The following is a 21,455-nucleotide window of genomic DNA, read 5'->3' as shown; positions in this document are numbered from 1 at the left end:
TGAGCGCGTTGCGCTATTTTGCGGCGAAGGGAGACACCCAGCGCCTCCAGGCGGAAATCGCACGCCTTCGCGCGCTTTATCCCAACTGGACGCCGCCTGCTGATCCTCTCGCCGTCCCCGAAAACGGCGATCCGAAACTCGATGCCATGTGGCAGCTTTATACGGATGGCCGCTATGCAGAGGTGAGGAAGGCCATTGCCGATCGCCAGCAGGCCGAGCCAGACTGGCAGCCGCCGGACAATCTGATGGGCATGCTTTCCCTCGCCGAGGCGCGTCAACGTCTCGTCAATGCCTCCGACCTCAAGCAATATGCCACGGTGGTGGACACGGCGGCGGGCAATCCTGGCCTCTTGACCTGCGGCGAGGTCGACGTCCTGTGGCGGGTGGCGGAGGCTTTCGCCAATACGGACCGGATGGGACGCGCGCGCGACGCCTATCTGTACATTCTCAATAATTGCACTGCCGCAAACGATAGGCTCGCCACGGTGCAGAAGGCATCGGCGCTCCTGCCGGCCAAGATGATGGACGAATTGCTGGCCAAAGAGAAACCCGGCGCGGATGGTCAGCTCGAGTTCGAACCCGTCAAGAACGATCTCGCCCGCCAGTTTGTGGCCAAAGCCGGAGAAAAGCCGAAAGATGGCGAGGAGCCGGTTGTGACCGTTCCCTCAGCCTATGTGTTGCGGCTTGAAAGGCTCGCAGAGACCGACAAACTTTCGAGCGATGCCCTCCTGCTGGGCTGGTATTACATTCGCCAGAAAAACATGACCGAGGCGGAAAAGTGGTTCCGCAAGGCGCGGGAAGAGGAAGACAGCGCATCGGCATCCCAGGGATTGGCGCTCGCCCTGATTGATCGCAACGAGCCGCGCGAGGCAGAAGATGTCATGTATAAGTGGCGGGGCGCTTCCGACGATGCGCGTGCCACCTATCTTGCCGCAACGGCCAATCTTCTTGCGCTGCAGCCACCGGTCGCATTGCCGCCTGATGTATTGCAACGCATCGCTGCCGAAACGGTAGCCCGTAAGGATGCGGCCACCGCCCAGCAGTTCGGGTGGTATTCGCTGGCTTTTCGGCAGACCCCGCTCGCCCTGCAATGGTTTAGTACAGCCCTTGGCTGGAAGCCGGACGATGAACCATCTGCCTATGGAATAGCAGTCAGCTATCACGATCTGCGTAATCTCGCCGGTCTACGCGGGATCCAGCAGCAGTGGGGCGGTCGCTCGCAACGCATTGCCGATGTCGGAACCGCGCGCATGGTGGACCAGACCGGCCAGCCGGTTGCGCCCATAACCGCGGCGGCCCAGGCGACAACGCCGGTCCCCGCATATGCACCCCAGAGCGAGACGGCGGTGACCTATGCCCCTGCTGTCACACAGCAGCCGGAACCGGTCCGCAAGCAGGCACGCAGGCCCGCGCAAGCACAAAGGGACACGAGCGCGGCCTCACGACCACGGTCCTGTACGGCTTATCCTGACCCGCAGCGTCTGCCGCCGCAGCAGGCCCTCGATCTCGGCTGGTGCCTGATGGAAACGAACCGGCCGGCGGAGGCACTGAAAGCCTTTGAATCAGCAATTGAGAGCGGTCATTCGACGGTGAAAAGCGACGCGGCGTACGGCCAGAGCCTTGCTTATCTGCGCATGGGTCTCACGGATCACGCGGCCGTCTCGGCGACGAAGTCCAGCTTGGACCGCCCTCGCGCGACCGAGTTGCAGGTCTCCATCCTTGCGGATCGCGCGGTTTCCGCCTTCCAGTCGAAACGCTATGCCGAGACGCTGCTCCTGCTCGACCAGCGGGCACGGCTTGCGGATGAGCGCACGGATCTGATGGTGCTGCGTGGTTATTCCTATCTTGCGATGAAGCGATATGGTGAGGCCGCCCAGATTTTCGAGAGCCTGACCGCGATCGGTAACAAGGATGGTATCAGGGGGCTCGCCGCGGTCCGTGCTGCCCGGCCGAGCAACGGCCCCCAGGGCGGCTGATCGCTATTTCGCTTTTGTAAGGTTGCGGATCAGGCGCATGAAGATGCGTGCACCGATGCCGATCAACGCGTCTGGAAAATCGTAATCCGGATTGTGCAGGTTGGGGTAGTCTCTGCCTGCACCCAGGAAGAACATGGCGGAGGAGGAAACGGCACGAAATCGGCCGAAGTCCTCCGAGGCCCGCATCGGCAGGCCTTCGGAACCGTGGGCGATATTCTCGTCGTCCAGCGCTCGACGGATATGGTCGACCGCATCAGAAGCATTTTCGCAATGCAGGAAAACATCGTCATAAGCCATCTCAAGCGTTAGCTTTTGATCGCTTGCAATCTGTCTCGCGAGTGATTCCACTGCCTCGCACAGCTTTTCCATCCGGTCGTCCGTCAGCGTTCGCAGGGTCGCCCAGATTTCAGCGTCCGCCGGCGAAATACCGAAAGCAGCTTCTCCCATGACCGCGTGGGTGATGGTGACCATCGAAAAATCAGGCTCGGGCGGAAAGCCTGAACCGAGTTGAGCCAAGGCTGGCATCAACTGCGAGATTGCCCGCATTGGCGAGATGCCGTGCTCGGGTGAAGAGGCATGAGCGGTTTTACCGGAGAGCCGAATCTTGATGCCACGCGATGCGCAATTGACCGGCCCTGCCGTCACGCTGACAAAGCCAAGTGCGAGGCCGGGCAGATTGTGCAGTGAAAAGGAAAAATCGGGCTTGATCTGTTCGAAGCGAGGATCGGCAAGGACGGCCGCTGCGCCCGCGCCGTTCTCTTCTGCGGGCTGGTAGAGAAGGATCACCCGGCCGGTCGCCGGCCGCTCGCGGGAAAGACCCAACGCCAATGCCGTCAGAATGGTAGAATGTCCGTCATGACCGCAAAGATGGCCTTTGCCATCGGTAACCGATCGGTGATCCGCCTCACTTTTCTCGTGAATGGGCAAAGCGTCGAGTTCGGAACGGATGAGGATTGCCGGGCCGGCTTTGCCGCTATCATAGATGGCCGCGACGCCGTGGCCGCCGAAATCGGTCAAGAGATGGTCGGGTTGCGCGTGCTCAAGGAAAGCACAAATGCGCCGTGCGGTTTCTTTCTCCTCGCCGGAAACTTCCGGGTGACGATGAAGATCATGACGAAGCTCGATTAGTTCGAGCATCTCCTTGTTGGTCAGAAACATTTGACGTCCTCGCAAGCTTTCGGGCGGGTTATCCCGCCGCAACTTACAGGGCGTCATCGCCAATGCAAAACCTTTGGCGGGTGCGACCACTTACCCCCTTGTCTTTCGGGCTGGCGGAGATTTTGCGAAATCGGAAACCTGCGCGGATTGAGCGTGGGGGGCTCGCATGGGATGAGCTCATGGCCGATCCAGAGATTGCCGCAGTGCGACAGAAAAGACCTTGCCAGCCGCTTGCAGCCCTTTAACATGCGATGCTGAATGTGTCCGGCTCAACGGATCGCATGGCACAGGAGTTCTCACATGGCTGTTCCCTTCATGCTTCTCACCGGCGCGAGCCGCGGGATCGGGCATGCCACCGTCAAGCTTTTTCAGGAAAAAGGCTGGAGGATCCTCACCGTATCGCGGCAGCCTTTTTCCGAGGAATGCCGCTGGCCCTCTGCCAGGGAAAGCCATATTCAGGCTGATCTCGAGGATTTGTCGCGTATCGATGAGCTGGCGGACGAGGTGCGCTCGCGCCTGCCCGAGGGCAAGCTTGCAGCTCTTGTCAACAATGCCGGGATTTCGCCCAAGGGTGAAGGCGGCAGTCGGCTAGGGGTGGCGGATACAACGGCGGAAATCTGGACGCGGGTCATGAACGTCAACCTCGTTTCGACGGCGCTTCTTGCGCGCGCCCTTCTGCCGGAACTGGAAGCGGCAAAGGGCTCAATCGTCAATGTCACTTCCATCGTCGGCTCGCGGGTTCATCCCTTCGCCGGCGTTGCTTATGCCGCCTCCAAGGCTGGGCTGGCGGCGCTCACGCGCGAACTGGCTCATGAATTCGGCCCGCGTGGCGTGCGCGCCAACGCCATAGCGCCAGGCGAGATCAATACGGCCATTCTTTCCCCCGGCACCGCCGAACTGGTGGATGCGCAGGTGCCGCTGGGGCGTCTCGGGACGACGGCCGAGGTGGCGCAAACCATCTATTTCCTCTGCTCGGATCAATCGAGCTATATCAACGGCGCAGAAATCCACATCAATGGCGGACAGCACGTCTGACGCCTTGGACATCAACCGAAACGGAGCCCTCATCGATGACCATCCTGCCGAATTCCGTCGAGGCACGCGATATCGCCTATCAGATGCACCCGAACGTCAATCTGCGCAAATTCGAAAAGACCGGCGGTCTGGTGATCGAAAGCGGCGAAGGCATCTACGTGACCGACAGCAGCGGCAAGCGTTACATCGAGGCGATGGCGGGGTTGTGGTCCGTGGCGCTCGGTTTCGGCGAGCAGCGTCTGGTGGACGCCGCAACGAAGCAGATGCAGAAGCTGCCCTATTACCACACCTTCTCCTACAAGACCCACGGCCCGTCCGTCGATCTGGCGGAACTGCTGATCGAGCTTGCGCCTGTGCCCATGTCGAAGGTGCATTTCACCTCCTCCGGCTCGGAGGCCAACGACCTTGTCGCCAAAATGGTCTGGTATCGCTCGAATGCGCTTGGCAAAAAGGACAAGAAAAAGATCATCGGCCGCATCAAGGGCTATCATGGGGTAACTATCGCGTCGGCCTCTATCACCGGCCTGCCGCGCAATCATGAGAGCTTCGACCTGCCGCTGGACCGCATGCTCCATACGGCCTGCCCCTCCTATGTCCACTTTGGAAAGGACGGGGAAAGCGAGGCAGATTTCACCGCGCGTATTCTTGGGGAACTGGAAGACCTGATCCTCCGCGAAGGTCCCGAGACCATCGCCGCCTTCTGGGGTGAGCCTGTCATGGGCGCGGGTGGCGTTCTCTTGCCGCCCGATGGATATTGGGAAGGCGTGCAGGCGATCCTGAAAAGGTACGACATCCTGCTGGTGGTTGACGAGGTCATCTGTGGTTTTGGCCGTACCGGCAAGATGTTTGCCTGCGAGACCTACGACATCAAACCCGACGTGCTTGTCGTCTCAAAGCAGATTTCGTCATCCTATATGCCGCTCTCGGCCATCATCATGAACGATGATTTCTATCAGCCGATCGCCGATGAATCAGACCGGATCGGCTCTTTCGGCCACGGTTACACCGCCTCCGGCCATCCGGTCGCGACCGCGGTGGGTCTTGAGAACCTGAAGATCATTCAGGAGCGCGATCTGGTCGGCAATGTCGCGCGCCTGGAAGGAAAGTTTCTCGATCATCTGAAAGCTCTTGCCGATCATCCGCTCATCCATTCCTCTCGGGGCATAGGCCTTATCGGTGCGCTGGAAGTGAAGCCGTGGGAGGGCATGAAGCCGGGCGACACAACGCTTGCGCTGGCCGCCGCTATCGAAAGCGAAGGCGTCATTACCCGGCCTATTGGCGAATCCATCTGCTTCTGCCCGCCGCTGATCATCACGGCCGAGCAGCTGGATGAGCTGTTTTCCGGGGTGAGGCGCGGTCTTGATAAGGCATTGCAGGCCCGGGGCTGATACTTACCGTATAGTGTCGGTCGCTTCATTAGGGCCGACACTAGCCGCGGTACGCGACAAGAACCGCGCCGCAGGCGATCAGCACCACGCCGAGCCAATTCGGCAGCGAGAGCTTTTCGCCCAGAAACAGCACTGCAAAAACCGCGACGAAGACGACGCTCAGCTTATCTATGGGCGCGACGCGGGCGGCATCGCCGATTTTCAGCGCCCGGAAATAGCATATCCAGGATGCGCCCGTCGCCAAGCCTGACAGGACAAGGAAAATCCAGGTTTTGCCGGAGATCGTGGAGGGCTGTTGCCAGTTGCCGGTGACGTAGACCATCAAGCCGGCGGCAGCGAGTATGACCATGGTGCGGATAAACGTGGCGAAATCAGAATTGACATTCTCGATGCCAATTTTGGCGAAAATGGCAGTGAGGGCCGCGAACGCCGCTGATAACAAGGCCCAGAATTGCCATGCCAGAAAAATGTTTCTCATAAGCGCTACTCTCGTCAAAACGGTTTTATGCCGATGTGGCCAATCTCACTGTGTGTCCGATAAAACCATTTTTAGGTCGTTGCGCAAACGACAAAGGCCGACGCATCGAGGCGATGCGTCGGCCTTCATGCAATGCCTGCCCGGACGAGCCGGCACAGGCAGGACCTTGGGAGGTCGTATTACTCTGCCGGCTGCACAGAAGCCGGGAGCTGATCCACATCGGCTATGCCGGTGAATTCTTCCTTGCCGCTCAGAACGCGGGCAAGCTGGTCCTGATCCAGTTCGCCTTCCCAGCGGGCGACGACGATGGTGGCGACCGCATTGCCGACGAAGTTGGTCAGCGCGCGGCACTCGGACATGAAGCGGTCGATGCCGAGGATCAGCGCCATGCCGGCAACCGGAACGGAAGGCACGACGGAGAGCGTTGCCGCAAGCGTGATGAAGCCCGCACCGGTGATGCCGGCCGCACCCTTGGAAGAAAGCATGGCGACCAGAAGCAGCAGGATCTGTTCACCGAAGGAGAGATGAATGCCGGTTGCCTGCGCGATGAAGAGGGCTGCCAGCGTCATGTAGATGTTGGTGCCGTCAAGGTTGAAAGAGTAACCGGTGGGGATGACGAGACCGACGACGGAGCGCTTGCAGCCGGCCTTTTCCATCTTGCTCATCAGGCCGGGCAGGGCAGCCTCGGAAGACGAGGTACCGAGAACCAGCAGCAGTTCTTCCTTGATATAGCGGATGAGCGCAACGATGGAGAACCCGTTGTAACGGCAGACAGCGCCGAGGACCACGAACACGAACAGGAAAGACGTGACGTAGAAGGTGCCGATCAGCATCGCAAGGTTGGTGACGGACGAGATGCCGTATTTACCGATGGTGAAGGCCATCGCGCCGAAAGCGCCGATGGGGGCGGCCTTCATCAGGATCGCAACCAGCTTGAAGATCGGATACATCAGGGCATGCATGAAATCGGTGACGGGCTTACCCTTCTCGCCGACGACGCCGAGCGCGATGCCGAAGAGCACCGAGAAGAACAGCACCTGCAGGATATCGCCGCTGGCGAAAGCACCCACGATGGTCGTCGGTATGATGTTCATCAGGAAGCCGGTAATCGTCTGCTCATGGGCCTTGTCGGCGTAGGTCGCGACGGCCTTGGCGTCCAGCGTGGCCGGATCGATGTTCATGCCGGCGCCGGGCTGCACGGTGTTGGCGACGATGAGGCCAACGATGAGCGCAAGGGTGGAGAAGACCAGAAAGTAGATCATGGCCTTGCCGGCCACACGTCCGACCTTCTTCATGTCGTTCATGCCGGCAATACCGGTTGCGACGGTGAGGAAGATCACCGGTGCGATGATCATCTTGACGAGGCGGATGAAGCCGTCGCCGAGCGGCTTCAGCTCTTCACCGAAGGCCGGATAGAAATGGCCGAGCGCGATACCGGCGATGATGGCCACGAGAACCTGGAAATACAGATGCTTGTAAAATGGCAATTTGGCGTGGCCCGCGGCCACGGCTGTCGTATCGATCATGTTTTTTCCTCCTCGGCCTCACCCTGCCTTGATTGGCCTCCCGGGATCGCCGTGTCGTTGACGGCTTCGCGCCGATTGAGGAGTCATGTGCAATACGCATGCCAGACTTGATTATTTGCCGCAACTGACTGATTTAAAAAGTAGTTTTTATTCAGGCTTTAGGAGTGCTTGACCGTTTGTGCGGAATTCCGGACAAAAATGCTTGCGGCCTGTGTGTGAATCCGCACAATAAGGCGATGACCGAGAACCGCACCCTGAATTCCCGCGCCAGGCGGCAGGCACAGTGGCTGGCGCTGGCCGGCCTCTGGTTGCTCGTCGGTCTCGGTGTGCTGCTTGTCGCCGATGATATCGCCCGCAATCAGGCCCTTCGCAAGGCGGGTTCCGAAGCGGCGACCGATGCGGAGCTGAAGATCGCGCTTTTGAATGTTGCACTGGAGCGGCCGCGCGCCATTCCGCTGGTCTTATCGGGTGATCCTGATATTGCTGCGGCACTTGATGGCGGTGGTCCGCCCGCACTCGATCGGCTGAATAAAAAGCTGGAGGGGCTGATCGAAGGCACGCAAGCATCGGTCATCTATGTCACCGGACCGACGGGCTTGACCATAGCCTCGAGCAACTGGCGGGAGGCGGATAGTTTCGTCGGCTCAAACTATGCCTTCCGCGAGTACTTCCGGCAGGCAATGAAGGATGGCATTTCCGAACATTACGCGCTCGGAAATGTCAGCCGCCGGCCCGGGCTCTATATTTCCCGCCGCATCGATGCTGCGGATGGTCGCGCGCTTGGTGTCGTCATCGCCAAGGTCGAGTTCAATCGGCTTGAAACGGACTGGAACATCGGCGGCAAGCCGGTCTATGTCGTTGACAGGAACGGCGTCGTGCTGATGACCAGCGTGCCGGAATGGCGGTTCAGGACCGTGTCGCCAATCGATGAGGCGCGGCGAAAAATCATCTCCGATAGCCTTCAATTCGGCAATGAGACGCTCTCCACCCTTCCTTTTCGGGCGGCGCGACGCTCTGGCGAGGCAATTCCTCTCATCCACGTTGATGCGCCCGTGAAAGAGCGCGGCGATTACCTGCGCCTGGAAGTTCCCGTTCCAACGACGTCGTGGACGCTGCATTATCTTCAGCCAGTCGCACCGGCGCTCAATGCGTCCATACGGGAGGGCAGGGTGGTGGCGCTGGCGACGTTGATGCCGCTCGTGGCGATCTCCGCTTTGTGGCTATGGCGCAGGCATAAGGCGCTAAGGGAAAAGGAAGAGGAGCAACGAGCCCGTCTGGAACTCGAAATGAAGGTGCAGGAGCGGACCCGCGATCTGACGAAGACACGCGACCACTTGCAGGCGGAAATCGCCCTTCACCAGAAAACCACCGGCGAGCTGCGCAATGTGCAGCATGAGCTGGTGCAGGCCAACCGCCTTTCCATCCTCGGACAGGTGGCAGCGGGTGTGGCGCATGAGATCAACCAGCCGGTCGCCACGATCCGCGCCTTTGCCGACAATGCCCGGACCCTGCTTAAGCGTGATCGTCTCGCGGAGGTTACCGAAAACCTTGAGGATATTGCCGCCCTGACCGAGCGTATTGGCACCATAACCACCGATCTGAAAATCCTTGCGCGCAAGGGGCGTACTGCTGCCGAGCCCGTGAGTGTCAGGTCAGTCATCGAAGGCGCTGTCGTGCTGTTGCGCAGCCGCTTTTCCGGTCAGATGGATGCTCTTGATATCGTGTCGCCGGATCAGGATTTGATGGTTTTGGGCAGCCGCATCCGGCTTGAACAGATCCTGATCAACCTGTTGCAGAACGCACTCGAAGCCACGGAAACAATTGAAAAATCGAGAGTTGAGGTGCGTGTACGTGAGGAAGGCGAGATGATCGTGATTTCCGTCAGCGACAATGGCACCGGCATTCCCGACGCCATCCGCGCCCAGCTGTTTTCCCCCTTCAATACATCCAAGGAAGGCGGCCTTGGCCTTGGTCTCGTCATCTCGAACGATATTGCGTCGGATTACGGCGGGCGGATTGAGGTGGCAAGCAGCGAGGCAGGCACCTGTTTTTCCGTATTTCTGAAGCGAGCATGACATGACGACGACTGGAACCATATTCCTGGTTGATGATGACTCCCAGCTGCGAAAAGCCATGGTACAGACGTTGGAGCTGGACGGACTGTCCGTCACGTCTTTTCCCCGTGCCGAGCAGGCGCTCGCGGCGTTGAACGACGATTTCGATGGCGTCATCATATCGGACGTGCGGATGCCGGGCATGACGGGGCTCGAGTTCTTCGATCATGTCCGCAAGATTGATGCGGATCTGCCCGTCATCCTCATCACCGGCCATGGGGACGTGCCAATGGCCGTCGATGCGCTTCATAACGGCGCTTACGACTTCATTGCAAAGCCCTTTCCCGCCGAACGTATGGTTGAAAGCGCACGCAGGGCTCTGGAAAAGCGCCGTCTCGTGCTGGAGAACCGAGCGCTTCGCCGGGCGGCGGGGCAGGCTGAGGACGACCTTCCGCTGATTGGCCAGACGCCGGCCATGGAACGCCTGCGCACGACGCTGCGCCACATTGCCGATACGGATGTGGATGTGCTGGTGGCGGGCGAAACGGGCAGCGGCAAGGAAGTGGTCGCGACGGCGCTTCACCGGTGGAGCAAGAAGCGCGCTAAGGGAAATTTCGTGGCGCTGAATTGTGGCGCATTGCCGGAAACGGTTATCGAAAGCGAGCTTTTTGGCCACGAGGCGGGCGCTTTTACCGGCGCTCAGAAAAAGCGGGTCGGGCGTATCGAACATTCGAGCGGCGGAACGCTCTTTCTGGACGAGATTGAAAGCATGCCGCTCGCCGTGCAGGTGAAGATGCTGCGCGTGCTTGAAATGCGGGAAGTTTCGCCGCTGGGGTCGAATGACGAACGGCCGGTTGATATTCGTGTCGTGGCAGCCGCGAAGGTCGATCTTGGCGATCCTGCTGAGCGGGGCACCTTCCGTGAAGACCTCTATTACCGTTTGAACGTCGTCACGCTTTCGATCCCGCCACTGCGCGAACGAAAGCCGGATATCCCTTTGCTCTTCTCGCATTTTGTTGCCAAAGCTGCGAACCGCTTCAACATGCCGGTGCCGCAGATCGGCGCTGCTATCTCGCGTCACCTGAATGACCATGATTGGCCGGGCAATGTGCGCGAACTCGGCCACTTTGCCGAAAGGGTGGTGCTGGGGCTGGAGACGGGTCCAGTCGGAGCTCCTGCATCACAAGCTGCTCTGCCTTCCTCCGGCACCCTGCCGGAGCGCATGGACGAGATCGAAGCGCGGATCATTCGTGAAACGCTGGAACAGGCCAATGGCGACGTGGCGGAAACCATCGCGACGCTCGGCATCGCCCGAAAGACCTTCTACGACAAGCTGCAACGTCACGGCATCAACCGCGGCGATTATGTGAGGAGCGGTGCAGTGTAGGCAGTATGCTGTGCTCATGAAAAAGCCGCGGAGGTTTCCGCCCGCGGCTTTAAAAAAGAAGACACTGAAGGCGTCGAAATGTCTTTGATCAGCCCGCTACGCAGAAATGACGCTGACCGTCATTGCCGACATAGGTGCCGGAGCGGGAATTGAAGCTGCGATACCGCTGCGAGCAGTAGTCGTACCAGGCATTTGTCCACGGCTCGATGGTACGGTACGTGCGGCGCGGCTGGTAGTAACCGGGATTGGTGTCGTAGACCGGCTGCGCACGGTAAACCGGTGCCGGGCGATAGACCGGAGCGGGGCGGTAAACCGGCTGCGGTTGCGGCCGGTAATAACGATAATCCGGCTCTTCATAGACATAGCTCGGCTCGTAGCGACGCGGCGGGTCGATATAGACGCGTTCGTCATCGACGGGTGCGGGGCGGGACAATGCGGAACCGACGGCGACACCAGCGGCAAGGCCGAGCACGCCGCCGAGAAGGGCAGCATCGCGGCGATCATGGCGGTCCCAGTCTCCGGCGGAAGCGCTGCTCAGGGGAACGATCGTGGCGGCGGCGACGGCAATTGTCAGAATTGTTTTAGCTGCAAAGGACGACATGGTTTGTTCTTCCATCCAAGTGGCAGGACGCTGCCAGTTGCTAATTCGATGGTTAAGGAATTACAGGCTGGCTGCTGAACGGATGCTGAATGAATTGTGGCGGAGCGGCGGCGCTCCGCAATTCCTGTTTGCGCGCGCCGAACTTCGCGCTAGAACTCAAGGTGCAACAGGACGCAGAGATGAGCCTTTCCCACATATCATTCAATCCGGACAGTTCGCATGAGGATCGCGCGCAGGCCATCCGCGACACGCTTCGGGACGCCATTGTCGACCGGCGCCTGTCTCCCGGAACGAAGTTGTCGGAAGCCGAGGTTGGAACGCTCTTCGATGTCAGCCGCACGGTCGTGCGCGCAGCGCTTCAGATGCTGGCTTACGAAGGGCTGGTGAAGACGGAGCGTAATCGCGGCGCCTTCGTTTCCAATCCCACCCCAGATGAGGCGCGGCAGGTTTTTGCCTCGCGCCGGCTGATCGAGCCCGGCGTCGTGGACGCGGCAATCGAAAAGATCACACCTGCGGCGGCGAAGCGTCTGAGGGAACACCTTGTCGAGGAAAGCCGCCATCAGCATGAGCGCGGGCCAAGCGCAAGGCGTGCGGAAATCAAGGCATCCGGTGATTTTCATCTGATGCTCGCCTCGCTTGCCGGCAACGCCATCCTCGAAAAATTCATGGATGAGTTGGTCGCCCGTTCGTCGCTGGTCATCGCGCTTTACGGTCGGTCTGGTGTTTCGAGCTGCGGCCATAATGACCACGCCGACCTACTGGATGCGCTGGAGGCGAAGGATGCGGCAAAAGCCCGTGCGCTGATGCTGCGGCACCTCGACCACATCGAAGCCGATCTCGACCTTCGCATGAAGGAAGGGCTGGCGCTCAGGGACGCATTGGCTCTTTGATCGCTGTCCAGCCCGCCTTGCCGGCGGGATGGGGCTTTTGCATTGCGCTCAGGCAGCGTAACGGCTGATGGCAAGGTCGTGGGTGTCGATTGCCGGCTTTTCACCACTGATGAGGTCAGCCAGAACACGGCCCGAGCCACAGGACATTGTCCAGCCGAGCGTGCCGTGACCGGTATTGAGATAAAGATTACTGTAGCGGGTGGCGCCGATGACCGGCGTACCGTCGGGTGTCATCGGGCGCAGGCCGCACCAGAACTTCGCCTGGCTCTGATCACCCGCACCGCCGAACAGGTCTTCGACGGAATGGGCCAGCGTTTCCTGGCGTGCTGCCGGCAAATCCTTGCTGAAACCCGCGATTTCCGCCATGCCGCCGGCGCGGATCCGAGAGCCGAGACGGGTAATCGCGACCTTGAACGTTTCGTCCATGACCGTCGAGACGGGAGCCCGCGCTTCATTGACGATCGGAACAGTGATGGAATAGCCCTTCACCGGATAGACCGGCAAAGTGATGCCGAGCTGCTTCACGAACTGCGGAGAGTAGCTGCCGAGTGCCGCGACGAAGATATCGGCCTCCATCAGGCCGCGTGTGGTCTCTACGGCCTTGATGCGGCCGCCTTCAACGATCGGCCGCATGATGCCAGTGTCGTAAAGGAAGGTGACGCCCGCTTCTTCGGCCATGCGGGCAAGTTCCGTCGTGAACATGAAGCAATCGCCTGTCTCGTCGCCGGGCAGTCGCAGGCCGCCGACGATCTTCTCCTTGGCGGGTGCGAGGCCGGGCTCTATGGCGGCGCAGCCATCGCGGTCGAGAATCTCGAACGGCACGCCGCCCGCCGTCAGTACGTCTACATCCTTGCCGATGGCATCAAACTGCTTCTGGGTGCGGAATACTTCGAGGGTCCCTTGCATGCGCTGGTCATAGTCGATGCCAGTTTCTTCGCGAAGCGCCATCAGGCAATCACGGCTATATTCGGCAACGCGCACCATGCGGCTCTTGTTGATGGCATAACGCGCCGAGGTGCAGTTGCGCAGCATCTGGCTCATCCAGCGCCAGGCGGCGGGATCCGCCGTCGGCCGGATGATGAGCGGCGCGTGTTTCATGAACAGCCACTTCATGGCCTTAACCGGAATGCCAGGCGCCGCCCATGGTGAGGAATAACCGGGCGACACTTCGCCCGCATTGGCGAAACTGGTTTCCAGCGCCGCAGCCGGCTGGCGGTCGATCACCGTTACCTTGTGTCCGGCTTTGGCCAGGTACCAGGCAGAGGTCACGCCGACAACGCCGGCTCCGAGGATAGTGACGTTCATGATCGTCTCACTTGTCAAAGGCTGATATGGAATCGGTTGTTGGGCTCATGCCCGGCTGAATGTAGCTGCGGCGGTAACGGCGACCGAGGCCGGTCAGAATTTCATAGGCAATCGTGCCCGCATCCTCGGCGATGTCTTCCAGTGTCTGATCAGGCCCGATCATCTGCACGAGGCTGCCCTGCGTCAATGTTCCCTCGGGCAGGGCGGATATATCGAGAATGATGCTGTCCATGGAAACGCGCCCGGCAATTGGCAGGCGCACGCCATTGTACCACGCGGCGCCGCGATTGCTGAGCGAACGCGGCAAGCCATCGGCATAACCGGCAGCGATGGTCGCAAGCCGTGTCGGACCGCTCGCCGTAAAAGATCCGCCGTAACCGACCAGCGAGCCGGCGGGAACAGTACGGGTCTGGATGACGGCGAGATCGAGACGGACGACCGGCTTCATCGGGTTGGGGCCGGCAGCGGAAGGCGCACCGCCATAAAGCGCGATGCCGGGGCGCAGCAAAGCATTATGATAGTCATTGCCGAGAAAAATGCCGCCCGAATTGGAAAAACACACCAGTGTATCAGGAAAGGCGGTGGCGGCCTTGCGCATCACGGCGAGCTGCGCGGCATTCGAAGCATGATCCGGCTCGTCGGCACAGGCGAGATGGCTCATGACGAAGGCTGTATCAATTCCATCAAGTAGCTGCGGCTTGGCCGAGAGGATTTCTAGCTCTTCGGGGGAGAGCCCAAGGCGGCACATGCCGGTATCGATCTGCACGGCGGCGCTGAGCGTCTTACCGAGCTTTCTGGCATGGTCCGACCATTGGGCGATCTGTTCCAGCGAATTCAAAATCGGGGTGATGGCCATGGCGGCGCAGCAGGTTTCGTTGCCGGGCTGCAAACCATTGAGGACGAAAATCCGTGCTTCGGCCGAAAGCCGGAGCCTGAGGGCCAGCGCCTCGTTGATATGGGCGACGAAGAAATCGCGGCAACCCGCCTCGAACAAGGTCTGCGAGACGATATCCGCGCCGAGGCCATAGGCGTCGGCCTTCACGACGGCGGCCGTCCGCGATGCCGGTGCCATCGCCGCAAGGGTCAGATAGTTATCGCGCAATGCGCCCAGATCGATGGTTAGATGGCCGCTTGCACCACCGACGGCCTGCTGGCGGCTGATCTGCATGTCCATGGTCGTTCACCCTCGTTTTTATCCTCTGAAGGTATTGCAACGATTATCGAATTTCTTGGCGATTGTTCGAAGAAAATGCGATAAAGTATGAAATCACGCACTTTCCGTTGATCAATTGGAATTTTCTATGTCGTCCCTCGATGCGACCGACCGCCACATCATCCGCCTGCTTCGGCTGAATGCCCGCATCAGCAACGCAAAGCTTGCCGCCGAGGTCGGGCTTTCGCCGTCGGCGTGTTTACGCCGCGTCGATATTCTCGAGCGGGAAGGAATTATTCGCGGCTATACCGCCCTGACCAGCGGTCTTGCCGGCGGCGAGGTGATTTCGGTTATCGTGCAGATCACGCTCGACCGTCAGACGGAGGATTTCCTCAACCGTTTCGAGAATGCGGTACGACGTTATCCGGAAATCCGCGAATGTTATCTGATGACCGGCGGTTCGGATTATTTCCTGCGTTGCGAGGCGGAAAGCGCGGGGGATTTCGAGCGGATTCACAAGGAGATCCTGTCGAAACTGCCGGGGGTTTCGCGCATTCATTCGAGTTTTGCGATCCGGAATGTGCTGGCGACGCCGAAGGCGCGGTGATCAGGCGGAGTGTGCGGCTCCCCCCCCCTCCGTCCTGCCAGACATCTCCCCCTCAAGGGGGAGATCGACAAGCGGCTTGCTCACGGTGTCAATACCCCACAGTCAACGAATCGATGTCACCCCCACCACCGATAAAAATGATGCACCGGCCCCCGCCCATGTCCAACGGCAAGCCCCCTGCCGGCATGGAGCGCGCCGTTCAGATAATCCTTCGCAAGCCCGACCGCCTCCCGCAATTCATGTCCCATCGCAAGATGCGCCGTAATCGCCGCTGCCAGCGTACAGCCGGTGCCGTGGTCGTTTTTCGTGTCCACCCTTGGTGCAGAAAGCGCCCGCATGGTACCATCCGCGAACAGATAATCCGTGCTCTCAGGTCCATCGCCATGCCCGCCCTTAATAAGCACCGCCGTCGCGCCGGTTTTCAGGATCAGCTCGGCCTGGCGGGTAATCTCCTGCTCCGTTTTCGCAATCGGGGTTCCCGCCAGCAGCGCCGCTTCGGGTAGGTTCGGTGTGACGATCGTAGCGAGCGGTAAAAGCTCGCGCTGCAACGTCTCGATGGCATCTTCCTGCAGCAGCCGGTCGCCCGAAGTTGCCACCATGACGGGATCAAGCACCACCGGCTGTGACTGCTGCCGAAGCCGTTCAGCAATGGCCGCGATGGTTTCGATCCGCGAGACCATGCCGATTTTTACAGCGTTGACGTCGAGATCGGAAAAAACAGCATCCATCTGCGCGACGATGGTGACGACGGAGATATCCTCAACAGCCGTCACACCGCGTGTATTCTGGGCGGTAATGGCCGTGATGACACTTGCGGCGTAGGCGCCCAAGGCGGAGAAGGTCTTGATGTCGGCCTGGATGCCCGCGCCGCCGCCGCTATCGGAACCGGCGATGGTCAATGCGATGGATGTCATGGCTGTCTCGCTTTCAGCGCGGCGTCAATTGTTGAACGGAAGTCGCGCGCTGCACTCGCAATATCGGCCGCGCGAAAAATGGCGGAAATGACTGCAACACCGTCCGCCCCCGCGTCAACGACGGCCGGTACACGCGCAAGATCGATGCCGGCGATCGCACCGACAGGCATTTCAGGCCGCGACTCCCTCAAAAACGCGCGCAGCGTCGAAAAACCATCGACGCCCACCGGCTTGTCCGGATTGACTTTGGAGACTGTTTCAAACACGCCACCAATGCACGCGTAATCGACTGGCATGGAAGCCGCCCGTTCGGCGTCCGCGCGGTTCTTGACGGTAAGGCCAATGATCGCCTTTTCCCCCAGGATGCGTCGTGCAGTCTGCGCATCCATATCGTCTGCACCGAGATGAACCCCATCCGCGCCGGAGGCGAGCGCGACATCCACCCGATCGTTGATGACCAGAGGCACACCTGTACCGGCAATCGCCGCCTGAATGGCGCGGGCATTGTCGATCATGTCCCGGGTCGAACCATGCTTGTCGCGATATTGCAAAATCGTTGCCCCGTTGAGTGCTGCCGCCAGAGCAAGCTCCGGCAAAGGCGCAACATCGCCGAGGCTTGCGTCGACCAGCGCGTTTAGACGGTAATCAACCTTGTTCATTCTCTATCCTCGCGTGGTTGATGATGGCGTCACCGGAAATCTCGGAAAGCGCATCCAGAAAAGCCGGTTCGAAAGTGCCCGGGCCGCGCGCCTGTTTGGCGGCGAGTTCGGCGCAGACGCCTGTCACGGCAAGGGCAGAAGCCGCCGCCGCCAGCGCGTCTTTCTCCACCGCCATGAAGGCGGCGATGACACCGCCCGAGAGGCAACCCGTACCGGTGACCTTTGCCATCCAGGGGTGGCCGTTAACGATCCTCACGCTGCGCGTTGCATCGCCAAGATGATCCACAGGACCGGTCTCGATCCTGACGACGTTGGGGACGTCGCCGATCAGGGTCATTTCGGCGTGATTACCGCGTACAACGGTAGGGGAAAGCGCAATGAGTTCGCGCGCGAACGCCAGCCGCGAGGGCGAATAGTCGACATGCACGGGGTCGACGATCCACGGCTTGCCAGATGCATTTGCGATTTCGATCGCGATGCGAATGACCTTACGTCGCTCCGAATCCAGCGTGCCGAGGTTGACGGTCAACGCATCCGCCCTGGCAACGAAGCTTTCGATTTCCTCGAGTGAGGTCGTCATGGAGGGAATGCCGCCGACGACGGTGATGCCGTCGGCGGTGAATTTTTGCACCACGGTATTCATCAGGCAATGGACGCGTGGGCGCGTTTGCCGCACGCGGTCCAGAATTTCGGCGGCCTTTGCCGCTGTCGGGAAATCGCCGCTCATGGCTGTTGCAACTCCACGGCAATATCCTCCGCTGCGGGGGCCTGCTTGATCAGCTGCATCTGCTGCATGAAGGCGCCGAAACGGGTGTATCGGGTGCGGTCGAGTGCTGCCGGGCGCTTCGCAAAACGCGGCAGCGTGTCGAAAAAGGCCTGCTTGTTCAGCGCGTCATCAAGGTTCGGATAGGCCTTGATGAAGAGTTGCCAGGCCTCCTGCGGATGGTTGGTAATGTAGATCGCGGCCTGTTCGACAGCAGAAAGAAAACGCGGCAGGCGGCTGTCTTTGGTGAGGTCGCGATGAGTGACGAAGATCAGCTCGTCATAGGCAGGCACCCCGTTTTCTTCGGGAAAGAAAGATCGTCCTTCATGGCCCTCTAGCTTCATCTGAGTCAGTTCGAAATTGCGGAAACCGCCAAGCGTGGCGTCCACCTTGCCGGCGATCAGCGATGGCGAGAGTGAGAAATTGACATTGACGAGTTCGACATCGTCCTTCGTCAGCCCGTCTTTCTCCAGCATGCGCTTCAGCATCGCATCCTCGAACCCGGAAACGGAAAAACCGACCTTTTTGCCTTTCAGGTCCTTCAGGCTCTTGATCGGCCCATCGGCGAGAACCGTAACGGTGTTGAGCGGTGTTTCCACCAGCGTGCCGAAACGGACGAGCGGCAGGCCGGCTTCGTGGTCGAGATAAAGGTTCGGCTGGTAATGTACGCCGATATCGGCCTGTTTCGCCGAGACGAGGCGCGGCACTGCGGAGGGATCGGCTGGCGGCACCAGTTCCACTTCCAGCCCGGCCTCGGTGAACAGGCCGCGCTCCCTGGCTATCACCATCGGGGCATGATCAGGGTTAACGAACCATTCAAGCAACACAGTCAGCTTCTCGGCGGCCTCAGATTGCATGGGCGCAAGCACGCTTGCCGCGGCGATGGCGATGGAAAGAAGCGTTCGTTTCATGGTGCCGACAGTCTCCGGAAATATCTGAATGGAATGGTGTGTTCTGTTTCCTTGGCCCAGGGGGCCAGATTGGCTGTCGCCCGGTCGACGATCAGCCTGAGCAGCACGGCCATGACGGCCAGAATGAGCATGGCGGCGAACATGGTATCTGTCTGCATACGGGCATTGGACTGGATCATGACGAAACCAAGTCCCGCCGATGCGCCCACCCATTCGCCGATGACGGCGCCGAGCGGGGCGAGTGGTGCGGCGACCCTCAAGCCCGAAATCAGCGAGGGCACTGCCAGTGGCACGCGCAGCCGTGTGAGGATCTGCCAATGGCTCGCCTGTGTCAGCGAGGCGGCGTCGAGGATGGCGCGGTCCGTGCGGTTGAGGCCATCGGTGAAAGCCGAAGCGACGGGGAAGAAGATGATAACCGCGGTCATCACGACTTTCGAGGCCATGCCGAAGCCGAACCAAAGGACAAGGATGGGAGCGAGCACGAAGACCGGAAAGGCCTGTAAGACCAGAACCATGGGCCAGACAAGCCGCCCAAAGCGCGGGGTGGCCGCAATCGTGAAGGCAACGAGAATACCAGCGGCAACGCCTGCCGCGAGACCGAGCGCCATTTCGCCTGATGTCACCATGGCCTGGCCGAACAGGAAACCGGGCTGTCGCCAAAAGGCGGCGGCGACATCGGCGGGCGGTGGCAGAATATAACGCGGCGGCGCAAGCAGCCATGTTCCCGCCTGCCAGAGAAGCAGCAGAAGACCGACACCATTCAGCGCATGGGTGGCACGCATGAGCCGGTCCTCAGACGCAAACGCACCACGTGCGAAGGGAGGAAGTGTTCAGCGTCATCGTCGTCTCCAGATGTGACGATCACATAGATCAAGCATAGCGGAGAAGAGAATGGGCAGCCCCTTGAAGGCGCGACAGTTCCGTTCCTACGCCGGCATGACCCGGATCAGGTTCAAGGGTCCGGCTCGTCGCCATCTCAGCACCGTCAGGTGCTCCCCTCGGAAGAGCTTGTTTTGTAAGACATGATCTAAAAATGTCAACGGCTCCGCCGACAGATCATGGGTCTTCTATATATTACTTAAATATAGTTATTAGTAATATCGGATTTATTGGTAATTAGTTATATAGATAAACTATATCGCAACGACACTGAAATAAACCTCATCCGAATTCTGATAATTCGGAGCTGATCTTGAAAAACATCTGGCGGGACAAGTCTGGAAACTTTGCGATTCTGAGTGCTCTGCTGATCATACCGATCATCGGATCCGCCGGCGTTGCGCTGGATGTCGTTCGAGCCATGAGCGTGAAATCCGATCTTCAGATGGCAGCGGATTCTGCGGCTCTGGCCGTGGTTGCGGAAAGTTCAGCCAGTGCCGAGGCTGCACGGCGAATGGCCAGCAACGGCGTCGTTTCGGTTGGAAAGGAAGAGGCTGAAGCTTTTTTTCACAGCAATCAGCGGGGGAACCCGGAATATCGCCTATTGGAGCTCGATATACAGGTGAAGAAGAATAACACCGTGATCGAATCGTCATTGAGTTTTAAGGCTTCGCTTAATACAACGCTCTCCAGAGTCCTGGGAAAGGATTTCCTGACTGTCTCCGGCAACGCAACTGCCAAATATGAGACGGAAACCTATACCGACTTCTATCTGCTGCTCGACAACTCGCCTTCCATGGGCGTCGGCGCAACGCCCGCCGATGTGGCAACGATGAAAGCCGCCCTCGGTTGTCAGTTCGCCTGCCATGTCACGTTGGCGGACGGATCTTCCGATCCCAACAGCAGCTATTTCCGGCTCAAAAACAAGGATCCGCAGGCGAAGGGATACATCAACGCGACGACGCGCATCGACGTGGTTGCAAAGGCGACTGCGAGTTTGATGGACACAGCTCAGGACACGCGCAAAAAACCTGATCAGTATCGCATTGCTGTCTACACTTTCGGAAAGACAGCAGAGGATGCCTTTTTTAACAAGGACCTTCCGGAGATTGTCTCGCGTACCTCGGATTTGCAGGCGGCCAAAAAAAAGATCAGAGGAATTGAGTTGATGTCAGTTCCAGGCCACAATTATAAAAGCGACCAGCATACGAATTTCGACCGTGCACTGACGAGGATAATACCGAAGATGGGAACGTCGGGAAATGGCGCGAGTTCCGCTACACCTGAAAAAATCCTTTTCTTCGTGTCGGATGGCGTGGCCGATGCTGCAAAAGCCGCATGTACCAAGAAAAAGATTTGGAATGGACGCTGCCAGGAACCCATAGACACCAAGCTGTGCGACAACCTCAAAAAACAAGGCTTCCGTATTGCCGTGCTTTACACAACGTATCTGCCGCTTCCTGGTAATCAGCACTACGATAATTGGATCGCACCATTCGAAACGGAGATCGGCCCACGCATGCAAGCCTGCGCCTCCCCTGGCCTGTTTTTCGAAGTCAGCCCCTCGCAGGGTATCAGCGAGGCCATGTCGGCGCTTTTTAAGAAGGCGATCAGCTCGCCACGCCTGACCGGGTGATGACCAGCATAGCGGAAGGCTTATCGGATCGACATTTAGTTATTTAGGAAATTAGATTTATCGAAAATTAGTTATCCTTCGAAACTGCCTTTCAACGGTCTTTTTCTAAGTTCTGTCTCCAAACGCTTTGGGGGC

At 59.4% G+C, this 21,455-nt stretch carries 19 protein-coding genes and 1 riboswitch; of the genes, 8 read left to right on the top strand and 11 right to left on the bottom strand.

Going from position 1 to position 21,455, the window contains the following annotated elements; genetic code table 11:
* Window positions 1–1,976 (top strand): tetratricopeptide repeat protein (locus tag ACUTJJ_RS12225; RefSeq protein WP_445542346.1); only part of this gene is annotated, 1,976 nt, incomplete at its 5' end.
* A 3-nt stretch (window positions 1,977–1,979) separates the two neighbouring features.
* Here the strand turns inward: ACUTJJ_RS12225 and ACUTJJ_RS12220 are convergent.
* Entirely contained in the window at window positions 1,980–3,134 is a 1,155-nt protein-coding gene (locus tag ACUTJJ_RS12220; protein ID WP_445542345.1) for an amidohydrolase, read from the bottom strand.
* Window positions 3,135–3,434: 300 nt separating this feature from the next.
* On the opposite strand from ACUTJJ_RS12220, the gene ACUTJJ_RS12215 reads away from it, so the two are divergent.
* Together ACUTJJ_RS12215 and ACUTJJ_RS12210 are read left to right on the top strand one after the other, a co-directional pair.
* Window positions 3,435–4,169, top strand: coding sequence for an SDR family NAD(P)-dependent oxidoreductase (locus ACUTJJ_RS12215; RefSeq protein WP_063950033.1), 735 nt, complete (start codon window positions 3,435–3,437; stop codon window positions 4,167–4,169).
* A gap of 35 nt (window positions 4,170–4,204) precedes the next feature.
* Window positions 4,205–5,557 carry an aspartate aminotransferase family protein gene (locus ACUTJJ_RS12210; protein WP_445542344.1) on the top strand — a complete coding sequence of 451 codons (1,353 nt, stop codon included), beginning with the start codon at window positions 4,205–4,207 and terminating at the stop codon, window positions 5,555–5,557.
* A 40-nt stretch (window positions 5,558–5,597) separates the two neighbouring features.
* Here ACUTJJ_RS12210 and ACUTJJ_RS12205 read toward each other — a convergent pair whose 3' ends face one another.
* Both ACUTJJ_RS12205 and ACUTJJ_RS12200 read right to left on the bottom strand, forming a co-directional pair.
* Window positions 5,598–6,035, bottom strand: a complete 438-nt coding sequence (locus tag ACUTJJ_RS12205; protein WP_063950031.1) for an EamA family transporter — start codon at window positions 6,033–6,035, stop codon at window positions 5,598–5,600.
* Between the two features lie 179 nt (window positions 6,036–6,214).
* Window positions 6,215–7,561, bottom strand: coding sequence for a dicarboxylate/amino acid:cation symporter (locus tag ACUTJJ_RS12200; protein WP_004438672.1), 1,347 nt, complete (start codon window positions 7,559–7,561; stop codon window positions 6,215–6,217).
* 236 nt (window positions 7,562–7,797) lie between these two features.
* On the opposite strand from ACUTJJ_RS12200, the gene ACUTJJ_RS12195 reads away from it, so the two are divergent.
* Together ACUTJJ_RS12195 and ACUTJJ_RS12190 are read left to right on the top strand one after the other, a co-directional pair.
* Window positions 7,798–9,636: a sensor histidine kinase gene (locus tag ACUTJJ_RS12195; protein WP_445542343.1), complete on the top strand. Its 1,839-nt coding sequence runs from the start codon at window positions 7,798–7,800 to the stop codon at window positions 9,634–9,636.
* A 1-nt stretch (window position 9,637) separates the two neighbouring features.
* Window positions 9,638–11,002 (top strand): sigma-54-dependent transcriptional regulator, encoded by a 1,365-nt coding sequence (locus tag ACUTJJ_RS12190; RefSeq protein ID WP_445542342.1) that lies wholly within the window; start codon window positions 9,638–9,640, stop codon window positions 11,000–11,002.
* An 88-nt stretch (window positions 11,003–11,090) separates the two neighbouring features.
* Here ACUTJJ_RS12190 and ACUTJJ_RS12185 read toward each other — a convergent pair whose 3' ends face one another.
* A complete protein-coding gene (locus ACUTJJ_RS12185; protein WP_209090119.1) occupies window positions 11,091–11,603 on the bottom strand; it encodes a BA14K family protein in 513 nt (170 codons plus the stop codon).
* Window positions 11,604–11,782: 179 nt separating this feature from the next.
* Between ACUTJJ_RS12185 and ACUTJJ_RS12180 the strand changes: the two genes are divergently transcribed.
* Entirely contained in the window at window positions 11,783–12,493 is a 711-nt protein-coding gene (locus ACUTJJ_RS12180; protein ID WP_144577738.1) for a GntR family transcriptional regulator, read from the top strand.
* A 48-nt stretch (window positions 12,494–12,541) separates the two neighbouring features.
* Here the strand turns inward: ACUTJJ_RS12180 and ACUTJJ_RS12175 are convergent, their stop codons facing one another.
* Together ACUTJJ_RS12175 and alr are read right to left on the bottom strand one after the other, a co-directional pair.
* Window positions 12,542–13,798 (bottom strand): D-amino acid dehydrogenase, encoded by a 1,257-nt coding sequence (locus ACUTJJ_RS12175; protein WP_445542341.1) that lies wholly within the window; start codon window positions 13,796–13,798, stop codon window positions 12,542–12,544.
* Between the two features lie 7 nt (window positions 13,799–13,805).
* A complete protein-coding gene (gene alr, locus ACUTJJ_RS12170) occupies window positions 13,806–14,972 on the bottom strand; it encodes an alanine racemase (protein WP_445542340.1) in 1,167 nt (388 codons plus the stop codon).
* Window positions 14,973–15,099: 127 nt separating this feature from the next.
* Here alr and ACUTJJ_RS12165 point away from each other — a divergent pair, with 127 nt between their 5' ends.
* On the top strand, window positions 15,100–15,558 hold the full coding sequence (locus ACUTJJ_RS12165) for an Lrp/AsnC family transcriptional regulator (RefSeq protein ID WP_004438693.1): 459 nt from the start codon (window positions 15,100–15,102) through the stop codon (window positions 15,556–15,558).
* Window positions 15,559–15,674: 116 nt separating this feature from the next.
* On the opposite strand, the gene thiD is transcribed toward ACUTJJ_RS12165, so the two are convergent.
* Genes thiD through ACUTJJ_RS12140 form a run of 5 tightly spaced genes read right to left on the bottom strand, consistent with a single transcriptional unit; the run spans window position 15,675 to window position 19,587 of the window.
* A complete protein-coding gene (thiD, locus tag ACUTJJ_RS12160; protein ID WP_445542339.1) occupies window positions 15,675–16,472 on the bottom strand; it encodes a bifunctional hydroxymethylpyrimidine kinase/phosphomethylpyrimidine kinase in 798 nt (265 codons plus the stop codon).
* Window positions 16,469–17,131 (bottom strand): thiamine phosphate synthase, encoded by a 663-nt coding sequence (thiE, locus tag ACUTJJ_RS12155; protein WP_445542338.1) that lies wholly within the window; start codon window positions 17,129–17,131, stop codon window positions 16,469–16,471. Before thiE ends, thiD begins: the two co-directional genes overlap by 4 nt.
* Complete coding sequence (locus ACUTJJ_RS12150) at window positions 17,118–17,858, bottom strand: hydroxyethylthiazole kinase (RefSeq protein WP_445542337.1); 741 nt, start codon at window positions 17,856–17,858, stop codon at window positions 17,118–17,120. Before ACUTJJ_RS12150 ends, thiE begins: the two co-directional genes overlap by 14 nt.
* Complete coding sequence (locus ACUTJJ_RS12145) at window positions 17,855–18,805, bottom strand: ABC transporter substrate-binding protein (protein ID WP_445542336.1); 951 nt, start codon at window positions 18,803–18,805, stop codon at window positions 17,855–17,857. The genes ACUTJJ_RS12150 and ACUTJJ_RS12145 overlap by 4 nt, the downstream gene beginning before the upstream one ends.
* Window positions 18,802–19,587, bottom strand: coding sequence for an ABC transporter permease (locus ACUTJJ_RS12140; protein WP_445542335.1), 786 nt, complete (start codon window positions 19,585–19,587; stop codon window positions 18,802–18,804). Before ACUTJJ_RS12140 ends, ACUTJJ_RS12145 begins: the two co-directional genes overlap by 4 nt.
* A 124-nt stretch (window positions 19,588–19,711) precedes the next feature.
* A riboswitch (TPP riboswitch) is annotated at window positions 19,712–19,814 on the bottom strand.
* Between the two features lie 183 nt (window positions 19,815–19,997).
* Between ACUTJJ_RS12140 and ACUTJJ_RS12135 the strand changes: the two genes are divergently transcribed.
* Entirely contained in the window at window positions 19,998–21,320 is a 1,323-nt protein-coding gene (locus ACUTJJ_RS12135) for a TadE/TadG family type IV pilus assembly protein (protein ID WP_445542334.1), read from the top strand.
* Window positions 21,321–21,455 lie beyond the last annotated feature (135 nt).

Source organism: Agrobacterium sp. DKPNP3 (assembly GCF_052686535.1).
The sequence above is the reverse complement of the archived record's forward strand: the minus strand, read 5'-3'. Positions and strand labels throughout refer to the sequence as shown.

Excerpts from the sequence above, each read along its gene's own strand:
- ACUTJJ_RS12205 (WP_063950031.1), bottom strand. The coding sequence starts at position 6,035 with ATGAGAAACATTTTTCTGGCATGGCAATTCTGGGCCTTGTTATCAGCG.
- thiE (WP_445542338.1), bottom strand. The coding sequence starts at position 17,131 with ATGAACAAGGTTGATTACCGTCTAAACGCGCTGGTCGACGCAAGCCTC.
- ACUTJJ_RS12140 (WP_445542335.1), bottom strand. The coding sequence starts at position 19,587 with ATGCGTGCCACCCATGCGCTGAATGGTGTCGGTCTTCTGCTGCTTCTC.
- alr (WP_445542340.1), bottom strand. The coding sequence starts at position 14,972 with ATGGACATGCAGATCAGCCGCCAGCAGGCCGTCGGTGGTGCAAGCGGC.
- ACUTJJ_RS12200 (WP_004438672.1), bottom strand. The coding sequence starts at position 7,561 with ATGATCGATACGACAGCCGTGGCCGCGGGCCACGCCAAATTGCCATTT.
- ACUTJJ_RS12175 (WP_445542341.1), bottom strand. The coding sequence starts at position 13,798 with ATGAACGTCACTATCCTCGGAGCCGGCGTTGTCGGCGTGACCTCTGCC.
- ACUTJJ_RS12215 (WP_063950033.1), top strand. The coding sequence starts at position 3,435 with ATGGCTGTTCCCTTCATGCTTCTCACCGGCGCGAGCCGCGGGATCGGG.
- ACUTJJ_RS12185 (WP_209090119.1), bottom strand. The coding sequence starts at position 11,603 with ATGTCGTCCTTTGCAGCTAAAACAATTCTGACAATTGCCGTCGCCGCC.
- ACUTJJ_RS12180 (WP_144577738.1), top strand. The coding sequence starts at position 11,783 with ATGAGCCTTTCCCACATATCATTCAATCCGGACAGTTCGCATGAGGAT.
- ACUTJJ_RS12150 (WP_445542337.1), bottom strand. The coding sequence starts at position 17,858 with ATGAGCGGCGATTTCCCGACAGCGGCAAAGGCCGCCGAAATTCTGGAC.
- ACUTJJ_RS12165 (WP_004438693.1), top strand. The coding sequence starts at position 15,100 with ATGTCGTCCCTCGATGCGACCGACCGCCACATCATCCGCCTGCTTCGG.
- thiD (WP_445542339.1), bottom strand. The coding sequence starts at position 16,472 with ATGACATCCATCGCATTGACCATCGCCGGTTCCGATAGCGGCGGCGGC.
- ACUTJJ_RS12145 (WP_445542336.1), bottom strand. The coding sequence starts at position 18,805 with ATGAAACGAACGCTTCTTTCCATCGCCATCGCCGCGGCAAGCGTGCTT.
- ACUTJJ_RS12210 (WP_445542344.1), top strand. The coding sequence starts at position 4,205 with ATGACCATCCTGCCGAATTCCGTCGAGGCACGCGATATCGCCTATCAG.
- ACUTJJ_RS12190 (WP_445542342.1), top strand. The coding sequence starts at position 9,638 with ATGACGACGACTGGAACCATATTCCTGGTTGATGATGACTCCCAGCTG.
- ACUTJJ_RS12220 (WP_445542345.1), bottom strand. The coding sequence starts at position 3,134 with ATGTTTCTGACCAACAAGGAGATGCTCGAACTAATCGAGCTTCGTCAT.
- ACUTJJ_RS12195 (WP_445542343.1), top strand. The coding sequence starts at position 7,798 with ATGACCGAGAACCGCACCCTGAATTCCCGCGCCAGGCGGCAGGCACAG.